Annotated in this window: 17 protein-coding genes and 1 tRNA gene; 7 read left to right on the top strand and 11 right to left on the bottom strand. The window is 65.7% G+C overall.

Going from position 1 to position 16,965, the window contains the following annotated elements:
- Positions 1-79 precede the first annotated feature (79 nt).
- Together ACQR1F_RS05065 and ACQR1F_RS05060 are read left to right on the top strand one after the other, a co-directional pair.
- Positions 80-733: a cold-shock protein gene (locus ACQR1F_RS05065; protein ID WP_315800077.1), complete on the top strand. Its 654-nt coding sequence runs from the start codon at positions 80-82 to the stop codon at positions 731-733.
- A 156-nt stretch (positions 734-889) separates the two neighbouring features.
- Positions 890-966: transfer RNA gene (locus ACQR1F_RS05060), tRNA-Pro, on the top strand.
- 253 nt (positions 967-1,219) lie between these two features.
- Here ACQR1F_RS05060 and ACQR1F_RS05055 read toward each other — a convergent pair.
- The 5 genes from ACQR1F_RS05055 to ACQR1F_RS05035 all read right to left on the bottom strand — a co-directional run bounded on the left by ACQR1F_RS05055 (position 1,220) and on the right by ACQR1F_RS05035 (position 5,985).
- Complete coding sequence (locus tag ACQR1F_RS05055; protein ID WP_315800071.1) at positions 1,220-1,912, bottom strand: ABC transporter ATP-binding protein; 693 nt, start codon at positions 1,910-1,912, stop codon at positions 1,220-1,222.
- Complete coding sequence (locus tag ACQR1F_RS05050; protein WP_316178861.1) at positions 1,909-3,144, bottom strand: ABC transporter permease; 1,236 nt, start codon at positions 3,142-3,144, stop codon at positions 1,909-1,911. Before ACQR1F_RS05050 ends, ACQR1F_RS05055 begins: the two co-directional genes overlap by 4 nt.
- The gene (locus ACQR1F_RS05045) at positions 3,141-4,220 is read right to left on the bottom strand and encodes an efflux RND transporter periplasmic adaptor subunit (protein ID WP_316236540.1); all 1,080 of its coding nucleotides are present in this window, start codon (positions 4,218-4,220) and stop codon (positions 3,141-3,143) included. The genes ACQR1F_RS05050 and ACQR1F_RS05045 overlap by 4 nt, the downstream gene beginning before the upstream one ends.
- Before the next feature lie 42 nt (positions 4,221-4,262).
- A complete protein-coding gene (locus ACQR1F_RS05040) occupies positions 4,263-4,667 on the bottom strand; it encodes a translational machinery protein (RefSeq protein WP_315712066.1) in 405 nt (134 codons plus the stop codon).
- 175 nt (positions 4,668-4,842) lie between these two features.
- Complete coding sequence (locus ACQR1F_RS05035; protein ID WP_434892140.1) at positions 4,843-5,985, bottom strand: OpgC domain-containing protein; 1,143 nt, start codon at positions 5,983-5,985, stop codon at positions 4,843-4,845.
- Positions 5,986-6,208: 223 nt separating this feature from the next.
- Between ACQR1F_RS05035 and ACQR1F_RS05030 the strand changes: the two genes are divergently transcribed.
- Positions 6,209-6,514, top strand: a complete 306-nt coding sequence (locus ACQR1F_RS05030) for an ETC complex I subunit (protein WP_315800066.1) — start codon at positions 6,209-6,211, stop codon at positions 6,512-6,514.
- 38 nt (positions 6,515-6,552) lie between these two features.
- Here the strand turns inward: ACQR1F_RS05030 and ACQR1F_RS05025 are convergent, their stop codons facing one another.
- Both ACQR1F_RS05025 and ACQR1F_RS05020 read right to left on the bottom strand, forming a co-directional pair.
- Entirely contained in the window at positions 6,553-7,041 is a 489-nt protein-coding gene (locus ACQR1F_RS05025; protein WP_315800430.1) for an Lrp/AsnC family transcriptional regulator, read from the bottom strand.
- A 13-nt stretch (positions 7,042-7,054) separates the two neighbouring features.
- The gene (locus tag ACQR1F_RS05020) at positions 7,055-7,699 is read right to left on the bottom strand and encodes a TetR/AcrR family transcriptional regulator (RefSeq protein WP_315800065.1); all 645 of its coding nucleotides are present in this window, start codon (positions 7,697-7,699) and stop codon (positions 7,055-7,057) included.
- Positions 7,700-8,026: 327 nt separating this feature from the next.
- On the opposite strand from ACQR1F_RS05020, the gene ACQR1F_RS05015 reads away from it, so the two are divergent.
- From ACQR1F_RS05015 to ACQR1F_RS05005, 3 genes are read left to right on the top strand one after another with little or no spacing between them, the layout of a single operon-like run.
- Positions 8,027-9,634 carry a carboxyl transferase domain-containing protein gene (locus ACQR1F_RS05015; protein WP_316236538.1) on the top strand — a complete coding sequence of 536 codons (1,608 nt, stop codon included), beginning with the start codon at positions 8,027-8,029 and terminating at the stop codon, positions 9,632-9,634.
- A 2-nt stretch (positions 9,635-9,636) separates the two neighbouring features.
- A complete protein-coding gene (locus ACQR1F_RS05010) occupies positions 9,637-11,643 on the top strand; it encodes an acetyl/propionyl/methylcrotonyl-CoA carboxylase subunit alpha (protein ID WP_434912623.1) in 2,007 nt (668 codons plus the stop codon).
- Between the two features lie 22 nt (positions 11,644-11,665).
- Positions 11,666-12,580 (top strand): hydroxymethylglutaryl-CoA lyase, encoded by a 915-nt coding sequence (locus tag ACQR1F_RS05005; RefSeq protein ID WP_315800062.1) that lies wholly within the window; start codon positions 11,666-11,668, stop codon positions 12,578-12,580.
- A gap of 65 nt (positions 12,581-12,645) precedes the next feature.
- Here the strand turns inward: ACQR1F_RS05005 and ACQR1F_RS05000 are convergent, their stop codons facing one another.
- From ACQR1F_RS05000 to ACQR1F_RS04990, 3 genes are read right to left on the bottom strand one after another with little or no spacing between them, the layout of a single operon-like run.
- Positions 12,646-14,004 carry a TRAP transporter large permease gene (locus tag ACQR1F_RS05000; protein WP_315800061.1) on the bottom strand — a complete coding sequence of 453 codons (1,359 nt, stop codon included), beginning with the start codon at positions 14,002-14,004 and terminating at the stop codon, positions 12,646-12,648.
- The gene (locus tag ACQR1F_RS04995) at positions 14,001-14,546 is read right to left on the bottom strand and encodes a TRAP transporter small permease (RefSeq protein WP_315800060.1); all 546 of its coding nucleotides are present in this window, start codon (positions 14,544-14,546) and stop codon (positions 14,001-14,003) included. Before ACQR1F_RS04995 ends, ACQR1F_RS05000 begins: the two co-directional genes overlap by 4 nt.
- Before the next feature lie 3 nt (positions 14,547-14,549).
- Complete coding sequence (locus ACQR1F_RS04990; RefSeq protein WP_316178848.1) at positions 14,550-15,572, bottom strand: TRAP transporter substrate-binding protein; 1,023 nt, start codon at positions 15,570-15,572, stop codon at positions 14,550-14,552.
- Positions 15,573-15,937: 365 nt separating this feature from the next.
- Here ACQR1F_RS04990 and ACQR1F_RS04985 point away from each other — a divergent pair, with 365 nt between their 5' ends.
- Positions 15,938-16,177, top strand: a complete 240-nt coding sequence (locus tag ACQR1F_RS04985; RefSeq protein WP_316178846.1) for a pentapeptide MXKDX repeat protein — start codon at positions 15,938-15,940, stop codon at positions 16,175-16,177.
- Positions 16,178-16,296: 119 nt separating this feature from the next.
- Here ACQR1F_RS04985 and ACQR1F_RS04980 read toward each other — a convergent pair whose 3' ends face one another.
- Positions 16,297-16,650: a DUF6481 family protein gene (locus tag ACQR1F_RS04980; RefSeq protein WP_315800057.1), complete on the bottom strand. Its 354-nt coding sequence runs from the start codon at positions 16,648-16,650 to the stop codon at positions 16,297-16,299.
- Positions 16,651-16,965 lie beyond the last annotated feature (315 nt).

The following is a 16,965-nucleotide window of genomic DNA, read 5'->3' as shown; positions in this document are numbered from 1 at the left end:
GGGTATAGGTGGTGAGCACGTGTATGAGGGCGCCGTTGCAGGGGTGGCGGCTCACAATTCATATGTGAGGTCCGGGGTTATGGGGTCGGACGGATTTGAGTCCAAGAAGCTTGGGGTGCCGGTCGTTGGTGGTTCGACACCAACCCGGCTCGGGGCGGAATATCAAACCGGCGTCGCGCGCGACTCGGCAATCGATGCGATGACCGGTCTTGGCGAGAACCTCGTCGAAATCAGCGGCGTCATCAAATGGTTCGACGCCTCGAAGGGATACGGTTTCATCGTTCCCGACAATGGCTGGCCGGACGTGCTGCTGCACGTCACGGTGCTCAGGCGCGACGGCTACCAGACCGCCTATGAAGGGGCTCGCCTGGTGGTGGAGTGCGTGCAGCGCTCCAAGGGCTACCAGGCCTTCCGCATCGTCTCGATGGACGAGTCGACGGCGATCCATCCGGCGCAGATGCTGCCGCCGCGCACCCATGTCACGGTGACGCCGACCAGCGGGCTGGAGCGAGCCCAGGTCAAGTGGTTCAACCGCCTGCGCGGCTTCGGCTTCGTGACCTGCGGGGAAGGGAGCCCGGACATCTTCGTCCACATGGAGACCCTGCGCCGCTACGGCATGACCGAGCTGCGCCCCGGCCAATGGGTGCTGGTCCGCTACGGGCCCGGCTCCAAGGGCATGATGGCGGCCGAGATCCACCCCGAGACGGGCTCGCCGGCATTGTCCTCGCACTGAGTTGCTTGCGATCACTGCACTTGACGGCCCTGGAAAGGTGCTTTCCGGGGCCGTTTTCATGTCGGCTCCATCTTCACGGCCAAGCCGCGGTCTTGCTGCCGAGGCCGCGACCGTGTAGTGACGGGTTCGTCGAGGACAATCGTCCCTTGAGAACATCGGGGTATAGCGCAGCCTGGTAGCGCGGCAGTTTTGGGTACTGCAGGTCGTTGGTTCGAATCCAGCTGCCCCGACCATCTCCGCAGCAACGTGGCCTCGCAGGTGAGACCTGATAGCTGGCGCGAACTGCGCGACGAGGCCGATAAAAAATTCGGATGCTCCCGCAGCGGCAAAACCCGGGAGCATCCGAAGTGTGCGGGTGAATCCGGGGAAGGAACATCCGCTGGCCGCCAGCATCCTCTGAATCGGAATCTCGCGTCTTTGCGCTAGATCAAATCGGGCGTGGGCGGCGGTTCGCGCGTCGGCCGTGCCGAGGTCGCGGCGGGGGGATCAGCGCGCCAGTTCGTCCTGCGCCAGCCGGCCGTCGATGATGTGCACGCGCCGTTGCATCTGAGCGGCGAGGTTGAGGTCGTGCGTGACCGCGACCACCGTCTTGCCGCGCAGGGTGACGAGATCGCGCAGGATGCCGAACACCTGCGCGGTCGCGGCGGTGTCGAGGCTGCCGGTCGGCTCGTCGGCGAGGATGACGGGAGGATCGTTGGCGAGCGCGCGCGCCACCGCCACGCGCTGGCGCTGGCCGCCCGACAGCTTGTCCGGCGTCTTGCGCAGATGCTCGGCGAGGCCGAGCGAGCTCAGCAGCTCCTCGGCGCGCGTGGTGATGGCGCGCGGCGACAGCCGTGCCAGCGCGCGCATCGGCAGCGCGACGTTCTCGGTGATCGAGAATTCCGGCAGCAGGAAATGAAACTGGAAGACGAAGCCGAGCCGTGACAGCCGCACCTCGGCGCGCTCGTCCTCGTTCATGCCCGTCGTCGAGCGGCCGTCGATCAGCACGTCGCCCTGGCTCGGCAGGTCGAGCAGGCCGAGCAGATAGAGCAGCGAGGATTTTCCCGAGCCCGACGGTCCGGTGATGGCGATGAGCTCGCGCGGATGGATCACGAGATCGATGTCGGCGACCAGCGTCACCGGCACCTCGCCGGGCAGCACCTTCGTCACTTGCCGCGCCTCGATCAGGGGCGGGCTCACGTCGCGCCCCGGATGATGTCGACCGGATGCAACCGCGCCGCGGCGCGGGCCGGAAAGTAGCCGGCGACGGCGCTGGAGATCAGCGCGACCGCGCCCGCCAGCAGATAGTGCTTCAGCGAATACAGCACGGGCAGATGATTGTAGTCGGAGAACGGCGTCTTGAACTCGAGCGAGGCGAGCCCGCGGGTGAGCAGGTAGCCGAGCGCCCAGCCGAGAGCGGCACCGGTCAGGCCGATGAACAGCGCCTCGACGATGAAGATGGTGCGGACCGTGCGGTCGCGGAAGCCGAGCGACTTGAGGATGGCGATGTCGCGGGTCTTCTCGTGGGTGATGGTCGAGATGATGTTGTAGGTGCCGAAGCTCGCGACCAGCAGGATGGCCCCGACGATGGTGTACATCAGCACGTTGCGCAGCGTGATCGCCGCCAGCAGGTCCTCCTGCGCCTCCTGCCAGGAGACCGCCTTGTAGCCGGTCTGCTCGCCGATGCGCTCGCTGATCAGGCGCGCCTGCATCGGATCGTTGGTGCGGACGCGGATCTCGTTGATGATCCCGGTCTGGCGCTCCAGGATCTGCGCGGTGCGCAGCAGCACGTAGCCGGTGGTCTCGTCGGTGCCGCGGAAGCCGGAATGGAAGATGCCGACGACGGTCGCGTTCATGCTGACGCCCTGGGCCGAGGCGAGCGTGATGTTGGAGTTGACCCGCGCGCCGATCTTGGTCGCGAGCCGGTCGCCGAGCAGGATCGCGTGCGAGGACCGGTACAGCGAATTGAGGTTGCCCTGTCGCATGTGGCTCGCCAGCGTCGAAACTTGGCCCTCCGTGCGCGGATCGATGCCGATGATCGCGACCGTGAGGTTGCGGCCGGCGAAGCGCAGCACGGCCTTGGACTGCACCGACGCCGTCAGCGCGCCCGGCACCCAGCCCTGCAGCGAGGCGATGGTGGCCATCGGGTTCTTGATGCCGGGGCGGCGGACGTTCGGGGTCAATCGGTGGAATTCGGCTGCCGCATAGATCTGATCGGCCGGCTGACGGGTCGGCTGGCGCAGCTCGTCGGTGATCGAAATGTGCGGCAGCGCATCGACCAGCGTGCGGATGAAGTCGTCCTGGGAGCCCTCCATCATCGCCGCCATCATCACCGAAAACGCCACGCCGGTCATCACGCCCGCGATCGCGACCAGCGTCTGGCGGGCGCGATGGCGCACATGGGTCCAGGCGATGGTCAGGACGAGGCTCATGGCGCCGACGTCTCGGGCCCGATCACGCGGATCCGCTCGCCGTCCTTGATGTCGGCGGTCGCGGGCGCTGCGACCAGCTCGCCCTCGCGGGCGCCGTCGAGGATCTCGACCGCCGCGGAGCCGCGGATGCCGATCCGCACCGCGCGCCGCCGCACACGGCCGCCTTCGATCACCATGAGGCTGCCGTTGACGATGGCATTGGCCGGCGCGAGCAGGGTGTCGGCCGTCTCCCGGCTGACGATGTTGGCCTCGACGCTCATGCCGACGCGCAGCGGCGTGTCGTCCGGCAAGCCGATCCGCACGCGGAACGTCTTGGCCACGGGATCGCCCGCCGGCGTGATCTGCTTCACCGTCCCGGGCAGGGCCTGGTTGCCGAACGCATCGGCGCGCAGCAGCGCCTTCTGCCCGACCTGGACACGGGGGATGTCCTCCTCGTTGACGTCGGCGACGACCCAGAGCGGCTTCTCCAGGCCGACGCGGTAGAGGATGGTGCCGGGATCGACCATGTCGCCGACCTCGCCGTCCTCCTTGAGGACGACGCCGTCCATCGGCGCTACCAGCTTGAAGTAGTCGAGGCGCTGGGTCTGGGCCGCGATCTGGGCACGGATGCGGGCGAGATCGCTTTCGGAGCGCTGGTAGGCTTGCGAGGTGGCCGCCCCGCGGGCCAGCAACTGCGACTGTCGCTCGAACTCGTGGCGCTGGAATTCCTCCTGTGCACGCAGATCGTTCAAGGTGGCCAGCGCCTCCTTGTCGTCGAGCCGCGCCAGCACGTCGCCGGCCTTGACCGACTTGCCCTCGCAGCGGCAGCGCTCGATGATGCGGCCGCGGACCAGCGGCGTGCTCCGCGACCACGTCTCCGGCTCCACGGCGCCGGTCGCATACACGATCTCGGCCGCCGTGCCGCGGGTGATGCGGGCGGTCGCAATCAGCGGTCCACGCACCCACCATGCGGCAAGCCCAGCCAGTGCGCCGGACAGCAGGATGATCGAGAGCAGGCCGCGCCACGGAAAACGACGCCGGCCGCGATCGACGGCCGGCGTGGCAGCAATGGCGTTGGATTGGTCCGGCGTCAGCATGTCCATGATCGAACGGACCCTGCGACGGGAGAAAGGCTATACTTAGCCCGCAGTGCCCGTCGCCACGCGGGGCGGAGCCATCTTGAAGTGCTGCTTGGCATAGGCGACGATCTGGCGATCGGTCGGGTGATCGGCGGCTTCGACGCCGACGATGCGCTTTCCGACCGCAGGATGCTTCTCGTGCAGGTACTTGGCAAGCTCGGTCTTGGCGCCGGCCGGGCCGATGATCAGGATCTCGCCAGCGTCATCGAGTGCGTGCGCGACCTCTTCGAGGAAATTCTTGTCGGGCGCCGCATGGCCGCTGCCGATCTCGTTGGCCTTGTGATGCAGATGCTTGGTCTGCAGGTGCGGATGCAGCGTCAGCTCGTCGGCACCGGTCAGTCCGATGTGGAACACCTTGGCCTCGCTGTGATCGAGCCACACGACGGCATGGAAATGGGTCGGCATGATCTGGTCCTTGTCAGCAAATCACCGCTTGCGCAGCCTCGCGCGTTCGCAAGCGAACGCGCGCCGCGGGAAGCGGCTCCGTTGGTGACGCAAACCTTAGCGAGCCCGATCGGGCCCGGCTTGATGCAGGTCAACGGAGGCGGGGCGCGACCACGCGCCCCCAATGGCGCGAAGTCTACTTCGGCGCGGGCGGCTTCGGCTGCGGCTTGTCCTGCCGCTTCGACCAGGAGATGTAGTAGGCGACGGTTGTCATGATCGCGATGCCCGCCGCGCTGACCAGGATCTGCGCCAGCAGCGAGCCCGAGCTCAGCATCAGGGTGAAGTGGCCGATGAAGGATAGGAACACGCCGACGCAGAACACCGCCAGCGACTGTTGGCCGCAGACGATGAGGGGATCGAACGCCTTCCACTCCAGGCCCGGCCATTCCTTCGGCACGAACCGGATGACCAAAATGACGATCACCACGAAATGCAGGAAGCGGTACGGCGCGAGATTGGTCTTGTCGTTCGGGTTGAAGGCCGCATAGAGCCAGTTCGGAAACATCGATCCGAGCTCAGGGAAGCGGCCGGCCATCGTCATGACCAGTGCGAGCACCATGTAGGCGATGCAGAAATAGAGCGTGGCCGGCGCCATGATGATGCCCATCGAGCGGCGGGCGCCGCCGAGCGCGCACCAGGAGCCGAACACGAACAGCACCTGCCAGCAATACGGATTGAAGTACCAGGTGCCAGCCGGATAGGCCGCGAAATTCCAGCCCATCTGTCGCGCCACGAGCCACAGCACGATCGAGGCGATCATGGTCAGGTCGGGCTGGCGCAGCATCATCCACAGCACCGGCGGGAAGAAGCCCATCAGCACGATGTAGAGCGGCAGCACGTCGAGATTGACCGGCTTGAACTTCAGGATCAGTCCCTGGGCCAGCGTATCGCTGGCGTGGTCGACGAGGCCTGCGACGTTGAACTCGTCGATGATCTCGGAGACGCCGAACCGCGTCGCCAGATAGCTGATGGCCACGATATAGATCACGAACAGCACGATGTGGGCGACGTAGAGCTGCCACACCCGCTTGAACAGCCGGGTGGCGCCGACGATGAAGCCGCGGTCGATCATCATGCGCGCATAGACGAACGAGGCAGTATAGCCGGAGATGAAGACGAACAGGTCGGCGGCGTCGCTGAAGCCGTAATTCCGCGTGGTGATCCAGTTCACCACATTGTCCGGGATGTGATCGAGAAAGATCGCCCAGTTGGCGATTCCGCGAAACAGGTCGAGCCGCAGGTCGCGCCCGCGCTCGGGCAGCGTGGCATTGATTTTCATGGCCGCTTCAACGCACTGTTTTGAATGGAAAACGTTCGGGGAGCAGAGGCGCCGTGGCAGTCGACCGAGATTGTCACGGGACGGCAGAATGACTATACGGAGCACGATAGACGGTCACGTCCTGGATGGGAATCACCGTTCCGTGCTGGATCTTGCCTGTACCCCATCCCTGCCGTTTCCGCCAAACGCATGACGACCTCAGCTTCCAGGGGCTCTTCCAGCCATGACCGCACGCATTTTCAAGCCCGCCAAGAACGCGATGCAATCGGGCAAGGCCAAGACCAGGGACTGGCAGTTGGATTATGAGCCGGAGCAGCCGCGTTCGGTCGAGCCGCTGATGGGCTGGACGTCCTCCTCGGACATGAAGCAGCAGGTCACCTTGCGCTTCGATACCAGGGACGAGGCGATCGCCTATTGCGAGCGCAAGGGCATTCCCTACCAGGTGATCGAGCCGAAGGAGCCGGTGAAGCGGCAGATCGCCTATGCCGACAATTTCTCGTTCCGCCGCGGTGAGCCCTGGACGCACTGATTTGGACGCATTGAGGGGCCGGCTCGGCCGTCATCCGTTCAACCTGTTTGAGGCGGCCCGCCGGAGATGGGCAGCGGGGCGTCCTTGGACAGGCCGAGCACCGGGAAGCTCCTGATGGCCCGGACGCCGGGCAGGGCGGCGAACTGGCGGAGCTGGCGGCTCATGCCTTCGACGCCGGTCGACACGCATTTCAGCAGGAAATCCGCATCTCCCGACAGCCGCCAGCATTGCTGGACCCAGGGCAACGTCACGATCGCGGCCTCGAACGACTCCAGTGCCGTCTGGTGCTGGCTGTCGAGCTGAATCGACACGAACGCGACCACCTCATAGCCCAGCGACCGTTCATCGATGCTGGCGCGGATGGATTTGATCACGCCGCTGCTGCGCAGCGTCCGCACCCGGCGCAGGCAGTTCGGATGCGAGATCCCGACCCGGTCGGCGAGCTCGTTGATGCGGATCCGGCCATCGGCCTGGAGCTCCGCCAGGATCCTGCGATCGATCGCGTCGAGCTCCGGGCTGCCAGCCATCGGCGCGGCCCGTTCAGCCGGTCGGGCGATCAGGCCGGCCACCGCCGGCCGGATCAGGCTCGGCGGTGCGCGGCATGACGCCCGAGAGCACGAGCTTCTCGTGGGCCGCGATGATCGCCTCCCTGGTGAGCCGGCCGCCGGGACGGTACCAGCTGCACAGCCCGGTCAGGAGCGCGATGATGGCAAAGGTCGCGACCTGGATGTCGTCGACGTCGAACACGCCTTGCGCCACGCCGTCGCTGAGGATGTCGGCCAGCCGGCGCTCATAGGCGCCGCGCAGCGCCACCACCGCCTCGTAGTTGCGGGGATCGAGGCTGCGCAGCTCCGAATTGGCGATGAAGACCTCGCGCTTCCGGGTCATGTGATAGCTGACGTGGAAGGCGACGAATGCCCGGAGGCGTTCGACCGGACCCTGGGTGTCGCGGAGCGCCTGTTCGAGCTCGTGCAGCAGGTCGTTGATGTGGTCCTGGATCAGCTCTGCCAGCAGCTCCTGCTTGGTGCTGATGTGATTGTAGAGCGAGCCCGGCTGGATGCCGACCTCGGCGGCGAGCTGGCGCAGGCTCATGGCCTCATAGCCGTGCTGGAAGATCAGCCGCAGGCCGGCCCTGCGGATCGCCTCCATCGTCGTCGGACCATGTGACCCGATCGTGCGCGCCATCTCGTCCTCGCTGGACCGTCCCGATGCCGATCGCGGCGGATCCGCCACGGCGGGGGGTCCCGTAGTGAAGTCTGAAAATTCCGTGGTCTCAAGCAAATGCTGCTCGCCCCGGACCCTACAACAATCCGCTTGAGAATAGAATTTAAAAACGTATGATCGTTTAATTCGAGAAGGACGGACGGCCGCAAACCGGCCGCCGGCGGGCAGGGAGGACAGCATGCGGGCAAAGATGGTACACCCGGACTCGCAGCGGCCTGAACGGCCGCGACCGCTCTGATGCGTGCTCCCACGGCTTCCCCCTCCAGCCCCGCAACGAAGACGCCGGTCATGACGCTTCACTCCACGATCGATCCATCGTCCTCCGATTTCGCCCGCAATGCCGACGCCATGCGCGCGCTGGTCGCCGACCTCAGAACGAAGCTGGGGCAGGTCGCCGAGGGCGGCGGCGAGGCCTCGCGCAAGCGGCATTTGTCGCGCGGCAAGATGCTGGCGCGCCAGCGCGTCGACCTGCTGCTCGACCCCGGAACGGCGTTCCTGGAGCTGTCGCCATTGGCCGCGCACGGGCTCTATGGCGGCGACGTCCATTCGGCGAGCATCGTGACCGGCATCGGCCGCATCGCGGGGCGCGAATGCGTCGTCGTCGCCAACGACGCCACCATCAAGGGCGGCACCTACTACCCGATGACGGTGAAGAAGCATCTGCGCGCCCAGGACATCGCGCGGCAGAACAATCTGCCCTGCGTCTACATGGTCGATTCCGGCGGCGCGTTCCTGCCGCTGCAGGACGAGATCTTCCCGGACGAGCGGCATTTCGGCCGGATCTTCTACAACCAGGCGCAGATGTCGGCGCAGGGCATTCCGCAGATCGCGATCGTGATGGGCTCGTGCACCGCCGGCGGCGCCTATGTGCCGGCGATGTCGGACGAGAGCATCATCGTGCGCAACCAGGGCACGATCTTCCTCGGCGGTCCGCCGCTGGTGAAGGCCGCGACCGGCGAGGTCGTCAGCGCCGAGGAGCTCGGCGGTGCCGACGTGCATTCGCGACAGTCGGGCGTGACCGATCACTACGCGCAGAACGATGCCCATGCGATCGGCATCGCCCGCCGCATCGTCGGCACCCTTAAGCCGCCGGGCGCGCGCACCGTGCTCAACATGCGCGAGGTGCGCGAGCCGCGCTATGCCGCGGAAGAGATCTATGGCGTCGTGCCGGTCGACGGCCGCAAGCCGTTCGACGTGCGCGACATCATCGCGCGGGTGGTCGACGGCTCGGAGTTCGACGAGTTCAAGAAGCTCTACGGTCAGACGCTGGTGTGCGGCTTCGCCCACATCTGGGGCCATCCGGTCGGCATCATCGCCAACAACGGCATCCTGTTCAGCGAGAGCTCGCTGAAGGGCGCGCACTTCATCGAGCTGTGCTGCCAGCGCAACATTCCGCTGGTGTTCCTGCAGAACATCACCGGCTTCATGGTCGGCAAGAAATACGAGGCCGGCGGCATCGCCCGCGACGGCGCCAAGCTGGTGACGGCGGTCGCGACCGCGTCGGTGCCGAAGTTCACCGTCGTGATCGGCGGCTCCTACGGCGCCGGCAATTACGGCATGTGCGGCCGCGCCTATGCGCCGCGTTTCCTGTGGATGTGGCCGAACGCGCGCATCTCGGTGATGGGCGGCGAGCAGGCCGCGATGGTGCTGAGCCAGGTCCGGCGCGACGGCATCGAGGCCAAGGGCGAGAGCTGGCCGGCGGAAGAGGAAGAGAAATTCCGCAGCCCTATCCGCGCGCAATACGAGGCGCAGGGCAATCCGTACTACGCGACCGCGCGGCTGTGGGACGACGGCGTGATCGATCCCGCCGATACCCGCCTCGTGCTCGGCCTTGGATTGTCTGCCGCCGCCAATGCCCCGGTCGAGCCGACCAAGTTCGGCCTGTTCAGGATGTGATCATGGCTCGTCCCGGATTGTATCGTCGTTTTCGCAAGCTCCTGATCGCCAACCGCGGCGAGATCGCCGTGCGCGTCATCCGCACGGCGCGCGCGATGGGATTGAAGACCGTCGCGGTCTATTCGGAGGCCGACCGCAACGCGCTGCACGTCGCGCTGGCCGACGAAGCGGTGCTGCTCGGCCCTGCGCGCGCCCGCGACTCCTATCTCAACATCGAGCGGCTGATCGAGGCCGCCAGGCAGACCGGTGCCGAGGCCGTTCATCCCGGCTATGGCTTCCTGTCCGAGAGTGCCGAGTTCGCACAGGCCTGTCTCGATGCGGGGCTGGTGTTCGTCGGGCCGACCGCGGCGATGATCACGGCGATGGGGTCGAAGTCCGGCTCGAAGTTTCTGATGGAGCAGGCGGGCGTGCCGCTGGTGCCCGGCTATCACGGCGAGGCGCAGGATGACGCCACGCTCGCCAATGAAGCCGCGCGGATCGGCTTTCCCGTGCTGATCAAGGCGTCCGCCGGCGGCGGCGGCCGCGGCATGCGCGTGGTTCACGCGGCCGGCGACCTCACTGATGCCGTCACCAGCGCCAAGCGCGAGGCCAAGGCGGCGTTCGGAGACGACCGCGTGCTGATCGAGAAGTTCGTCGAGAGCCCGCGTCACATCGAGGTGCAGATCGTCGGCGACAGCCACGGCAATCTGGTCTCGCTGTTCGAGCGCGAATGCACCCTGCAGCGCCGGCACCAGAAGGTGGTCGAGGAGGCGCCGTCGCCGACGTTGACGCCGGCGCAACGGGACACGGTGTGCGCTGCGGCGCGTCGCGCGGCGGGCGCGGTGAACTATGTCGGCGCCGGCACCATCGAGTTCGTCTCCGACGGCCGCGACGTGTTCTTCATCGAGATGAACACGCGTCTGCAGGTCGAGCATCCCGTCACCGAGTTGATCACCGGGGTCGATCTCGTCGAATGGCAGTTGCGCGTCGCCTTCGGCGAAGAGCTGCCGCTGACGCAGGACCAGATCCGGTTGCATGGCCATGCCATCGAGGCGCGCGTCTACGCGGAGAATCCCGCCAAGAACTTCATGCCCTCAGTCGGCACGATCAACACCTGGCGGCTTCCCGCTGAAACCGGCGGCCTGCGCATCGATGCCGGCTATCGCGAGGGCGATGCGGTCTCGCCCTATTACGACGCGATGCTCGCCAAGATGATCGCCTGGGCGCCGACCCGCGAGGTCGCGATCGAGCGGCTCAACCGCGGCCTTGACGACACCGACGTCCGAGGCATCGTCAGCAACATCCCGTTCCTGTCGTCGCTGCTGACGCATCCCGACGTCGTGGCGAACGCGATCGACACCGGTTTCATCGAGCGCCATCTGACGCATCTGACCCAGTCAGGAGCGGTGGCCGGCGACCTCGAGCTCTGTGCCGCGGTTGGGGCCATTCTCATCGGCGAGCAGATCGCGGCTGCGAAGGAGCAAGGCTCGCCGTGGCGCGCATCCGGCTGGATGCCGGTGGGACTGCGACAGCGCATGTTCTCGTTCCGCCAAAGCGCGGGTAATGAACCGCGGACCGCCACGCTGGCCTATGGTCCCGGCGTGCAGCGCCTGTCGATCGCGGGCCGTGAGACCTCGTTCTCGGCTATCCCGACTGATGACGGCGGCTTCGACCTTGTGTGCGACGGCGTCAAATCCCATGTGGTGGCCGTCATCGAGGGCCATGAGCTGTACCTGCGGACCCGCAACGGTCGTTTCGACCTGCATTGGATCGATCCGTTCGGCGGAGACGACGAGGAGCAGGCCGGCGAGGACAAGATCGTGGCGCCGTTGCCGGGGACCGTCGTGGCGCTGCTTGCGCAGGAAGGCGCCGTCCTGGAGAAGGGTGCGGCGATCCTGACGCTCGAAGTCATGAAGATGGAGCAGACCCTGCGGGCGCCGTTCGCAGGCCGGCTCACGGCGATCAAGTGCAAGGTCGGCGACATCGTGCAGGAAGGCGTCGAACTGGCGGACCTCGAACCGTCCGCCTGATCCTCGAACCGGAGAGGTCGGCATGAGCGAGAGCGTGCGCATCATCGAAATGGGCCCGCGCGACGGCCTGCAGAACGAGAAGACGTTGGTCGGCGTGGCCGATCGCATCGCCTTTGTCCGCGCGCTGGTGAACGCCGGCCTGGCGACCGTCGAGGTCGGCGCCTTCGTCTCGCCCAAGGCGATCCCGCAGATGGTGGGATCGGATGAGGTGATGCGCAGCGTGTCTGCGCTGCCCGGCGAATTCCATGTGCTGGTGCCCAATGTGAAGGGCTATGAGGCCGCGCGCGCTGCGGGCGCCAGGGTGATTTCCGTGTTCACGGCGGCCTCTGAGAGCTTCTCCCGCGCCAACATCAACTGTTCAATCGCGGAGTCGCTGGAGCGCTTCAAGCCGGTGATCGCCCACGCCAGGACCGACGGCGTCAAGGTGCGCGGCTACGTCTCCTGCGCGCTCGGCTGTCCCTATGAAGGCGAGATCAAGCCGCAGGCGGTAGCCGGCGTGGCGAAGGCGCTGTGGGACCTGGGCTGCTACGAGGTCTCGCTGGGCGACACGATCGGCGTCGGCACGCCGCTCAAGGCCAAGCAGATGCTGCGCGCCGTCTGCGACGATGTGCCGGTGATGCATCTTGCGATGCATTTCCACGACACCTACGGCCAGGCGCTGGCCAATCTCTATGCGGGCATGGAGGAGGGTGTCCGCGTCATCGATGCCGCCGCCGGCGGCCTCGGCGGCTGCCCGTTCGCTCCGGGCGCGACGGGAAATGTCGCGACCGAGGACGTCGTCTACATGCTCGAAGGCATGGGCATCCGCACCGGCGTCGACATGACGAAACTGCTGGCCGCCACCAACGAGATCAGCCGGCTGCTCGGCCGGCCCCCGGTCAGCCGCGTTGCCGGCGCGCTGAATGCGAAGAACAGGCGAGCAGCGAATGGCGAATAGCGAACGGGGGCTGAACCTATCGCCAATCCCTATTCGCTACGTCCTAGTCGCCATTCGCCGCTGCGTCAGCGGCTGAGATCCGGCCCCATCACGAGATCCGGCAGCGCCGTCGAGATCTGCGGCACGAAGCAGAGCAGCAGCACGGCGGCCATCATCAGCAGGACGAACGGCAGCGTGCCCCAGATCACCTCGCGCAGCGGGATGTCCGGCGCGACGTTCCTGATGACGAAGATGTTGAGACCCACCGGCGGGTGAATCAGGCCCATCTCCATCACGATCGTCATCACCACGCCGAACCAGATGATGTCGAAGTTTGCTGCCCGCAACGGCGGCAGGATGATCGGCGCCGTCATCAGGATGATCGATACCGGCGGCAGGAAGAAGCCGAGCACGACCACCATCAGCAGGATCGCGAACAACAGTTCCCAGCGCGGCAGGTGCATCGCCACGATGGACTCCGCCACCGACTGCGAGATGTGCAGGTAGCTCATCACGTAGGAGTACAGCAGCGACATGCCGATGATCAGCATCAGCATGGTCGATTCGCGCAGCGTCGCCTTCATGATGGGCGCGAGATCGGCCGGGCTCCAGACGCGGTAGATGATCGCGATCAGCACGAGCGCGAGGATGCCGCCGAGACCGGCTGTTTCCGATGGCGTGGCGAGGCCGCCATAGAGCGCGACCATGACGCCGGTCAGGAGCAGCACGAACGGAATCACGCGTGGCAGCACGGAGAAGCGCTGCGCCATCGTAAAATCGTCCTTGGTCAGGATGTCCGACCACGCGCCCGACTTCTCATAGACGGCTTTCGCGCGCGCATATTCCTGCCGGAAGCGCACCACCGAATAGACGCCGAACAGGGTCACCAGCAGCAGCCCGGGGCCGATACCGGCCAGGAACAGCCGTCCCAGCGATTTCTCCGCCGCGATCGCGAATAGGATCATCGTAATCGAGGGCGGAAGCAGAATGCCGAGCGTGCCGCCGGCGGCGATGATGCCTGCGGCGAAGCCGCCGGAATAGCCGCGCTTGCGCATCTCGGGAATTCCGGCCGAGCCGATCGCCGAGCAGGTCGCGGGGGACGATCCCGCCATCGCCGCGAACAGCGCGCAGGCGAACACATTGGCGACGCCCAATCCGCCGGGCACGCGATGCAGCCACGCATGCAGCGCCGAGTAGAGGTCCTGGCCTGCGCGGGAGCGGCCGATCGCCGCGCCCTTGAGGATGAACAGCGGGATCGACAGCAGCGTGATCGACGCCATTTCCTCGTAGACGTTCTGCGTCACCGTATCGAGCGACGCGGTCGGCATGTAGATGGCCATGAACACGACGGCGACGGCGCCGAGCGCGAACGCGATCGGCATGCCCGCGAACATCGCAAACAGGGTCGAGAGTCCGTAGGCAACCCCAATTCCGAACACGCTCATCGACGCGCTCCGGTCAGCGGAGCCACGATCTGCAGCAGCATCTGCAGGCACAGCAGGGTCATTCCCGCGGCCATCAGGCCGTAGGGAATCGCCAGCGGCGGCGACCACATCGAATTCGAGACCTGACCATCGACCCAGGCCTCATGTGTCAGGGTCCAGGATTTCCAGGTGAAGAAGGCACAAAACAAAAAGCTCGCGACGTCGACCAGCCAGAGCCTGATCTTGTTGGCGAGCGGCGACATCAGCCCAACGAAGGCTTCGATGCTGACGTGGCCGCGATGCTCCTGCACATAGGCTGCAGTCATGAAGGTTGCGCCGACGAGCAGGAACACGGCGGCTTCGTCCTGCCAGTAGTTGGCGGCCTTGAACAGTGCACGGCCCGCCACGCTGTAGCTCAGGATGAGGCAGGCCGCGACCAGTGCGAACGCGGCCAGAACGACGATGATACGATTGAGCAGCGAGACAACACGCTGGAGCGGCGCCAGCGGACCGCTGGCGCCGATGGCTGTCGTGGCCTCGGTATCGAGAACGGGCGCGTGCATCAATCAGGCCGCGACGTCGGAGGCGAGCTTGAGGAGCTTGGCGCAGTTCGCGGACCTGCCGCCATAGTCCTTCCAGGCCGTGTCACGGGCAATGTCGCGCCATTTGTTGACGGTCTCGACATCGAGCTCCGTAACCTTGGCGCCGGCCTTTTCGTAGACCTTGGCAACTTCGATGTCGTCGTCCTGCGCGCCCTTGCGCCCGAACGCCTCCATCTCCGCGCCGACCGCGAGGATGATGTCCTGTTGGTTCTTCGGCAGCTTGTCGAACGAGGCCTTGGACATCATCAGTGGCTCGAGCATGAACCAGTACGACGCCTTGGCTCCGGAGGTGAGGGCCTTCGACACCTCTTCCAGCCGGAACGAGATCAGGCTGGTCGACGAGGTAATGCCGGCATCGCAGGCACCGGTCTGCATCGCGGTGTAGATTTCATTCGACGGAACCGACAGCACCGAGGCGCCGGCGGTCTGCAGCACCATGTCCATCTCGCGCGAGCCGCCGCGTACCTTCATGCCCTTGGCATCCTCGGGCGCCACCAGCGGCCGTGATCGGCTGGCGACCCCGCCCGCCTGCCAGACCCAGGTGAGCAGGATGATGCCCTTGTCGGCCAGAAAATCGCTCAGCGTCTTGCCGACCGGCTCGTTCTTCCAGCGCATCCCCTGGTCGTAGGTCGTGACCAGACCCGGCATCAGCCCGATGTTGGTCTCGGGCACCTCGCCGCCGGCGTAAGGCATCGGATAAAGGCTGATGTCGAGCGCGCCCTTCCGCATGGCCGAGAATTGCGCGACGGTCTTGATGAGCGAGGAGTTCGGATAGATCTCGGTCGCGATCTCGCCGCCGGAGCGCTTCGCGACCTCCTCGGAGAACACCCGGCAGAGCCGGTCGCGGAAATCGCCCTTGTCGATGGTGCCGCCGGGAAACTGGTGAGAGATCTTCAGCGTCGTTGCTGCATGGGCCGTGCCGGTTCCAAAACGCAGAATGGCCGGCGCAGCGAGCGCGGATGCGATGACATGACGGCGTGTGAGCATGAGATTTCCCCTGGACAACTTCTGGTTGGGTTCCCGACCCGGGTTCGTTGGCGTGAGTTATACCAACCAATCTACCGGACTTACCTCTAGCCGAACTAGGCAGTTCGTTCGAGGCCAAATGCATGGGAAGCGACATATTGCTGCGGCGCACGTACCGGCCTGTGAATCCCTTGCCCGGGTTGTACTAACATGATCTTGCCGGGCAAAATTGTGTCCTCGATTCCGGAACGGGACGCATTCGAGTCAAATTTGATCGAACAAAAATTCTCGCCCGCGCTCGTAACAATCGCCTTCATCGGAACGTCGATATCCAGGAACGGCGCGTCCGTCGCCGTCGAACCCCGTCATACGAAGGAGCGATCATCATGACCAATCGTAGCCGCCTCATCCTCGGAATCTCCGCCGCCGCCCTCGCGTTCAACGTGGCCGTCGCGCCGGTGGCCTTCGCGGAGGACAAGATGAGCAAGGACGATGGGATGAAAAAGGGCGCGATGTCCCACGACGGCATGAAGAAGGATTCGATGGCCAAGGACGGCATGAAGAAGGACGATGCCATGTCCAAGGACGGGATGAAGAAGGACGACGGCATGATGAAGAAGAACTAAGTCGTCTCGCCCGGCATCGTGCGATGGGACGACCGTATCAGTCCCATCGCCGATGAAGTGAGGAGCCGCGCGATGCCGGACGCGACGGCACGCAGGTCTCGTGGCGGCGGCGTTGCTGCTTACTTCTTCTTTCCGCGGGCCTTGCGCGCGGCGTAGCGCGCATCGCGCTTCGCCTTCTGCTCGGCCTCCATCTCGGCGAGGCGAGCGGCTTCGTCTTCCGCCTCGCGCGCGAGCCGGGCAATCTCGGCAGCTTTGGCCTCTTCCTCGAGGCGCTTCTGCTCCGCCTTGGCGGCCTCGCGCTCCAATCGCTGCTGCTCGCGGCGGGCGGCGGCAGCTTCGCGCTCCTGCCGTCGCTTCACGACTTCGGGATCGTCCGGTCCCGGCTGCGATTTGAACTTCTGCACGATGCTCTGGCGGGCCTGCTGCGCGGCCTTCTGCCGATCGGCAAATCCAGGTTCCTTGAATCCTCTCATGGAGACGTCGTCACTTCGCTATTTGGGTGTTCGATCAGGGTGTGGTCGGTCAGGGGCTGCACGCGCCGCCAGGCAATTCTTCCACGAGATCGTGAACACGAGCGGAGGCCGACGCGAGCCCGTGTGTATAGGATCGCATGCGTCGATGACAAATGCTTTATCGCCGCTCCTCCACATCCGACCTGCCTAGCGCTTGCATGGCGCTCGCCGGAGGCTATGTAAGCACCCCCGTCGCTGACGCAGGTCGGCCGGCTGTGAGTCGCTTCACGCCTCGCGGGCACCAGCGCACCGCCCGGGTGCGACGTCCAACGGAGT

Origin of the sequence: Bradyrhizobium sp. HKCCYLS3013, from assembly GCF_051167615.1 — a bacterium.
Taxonomy (GTDB): domain Bacteria; phylum Pseudomonadota; class Alphaproteobacteria; order Rhizobiales; family Xanthobacteraceae; genus Bradyrhizobium.
The sequence above is the reverse complement of the archived record's forward strand: the minus strand, read 5'-3'. Positions and strand labels throughout refer to the sequence as shown.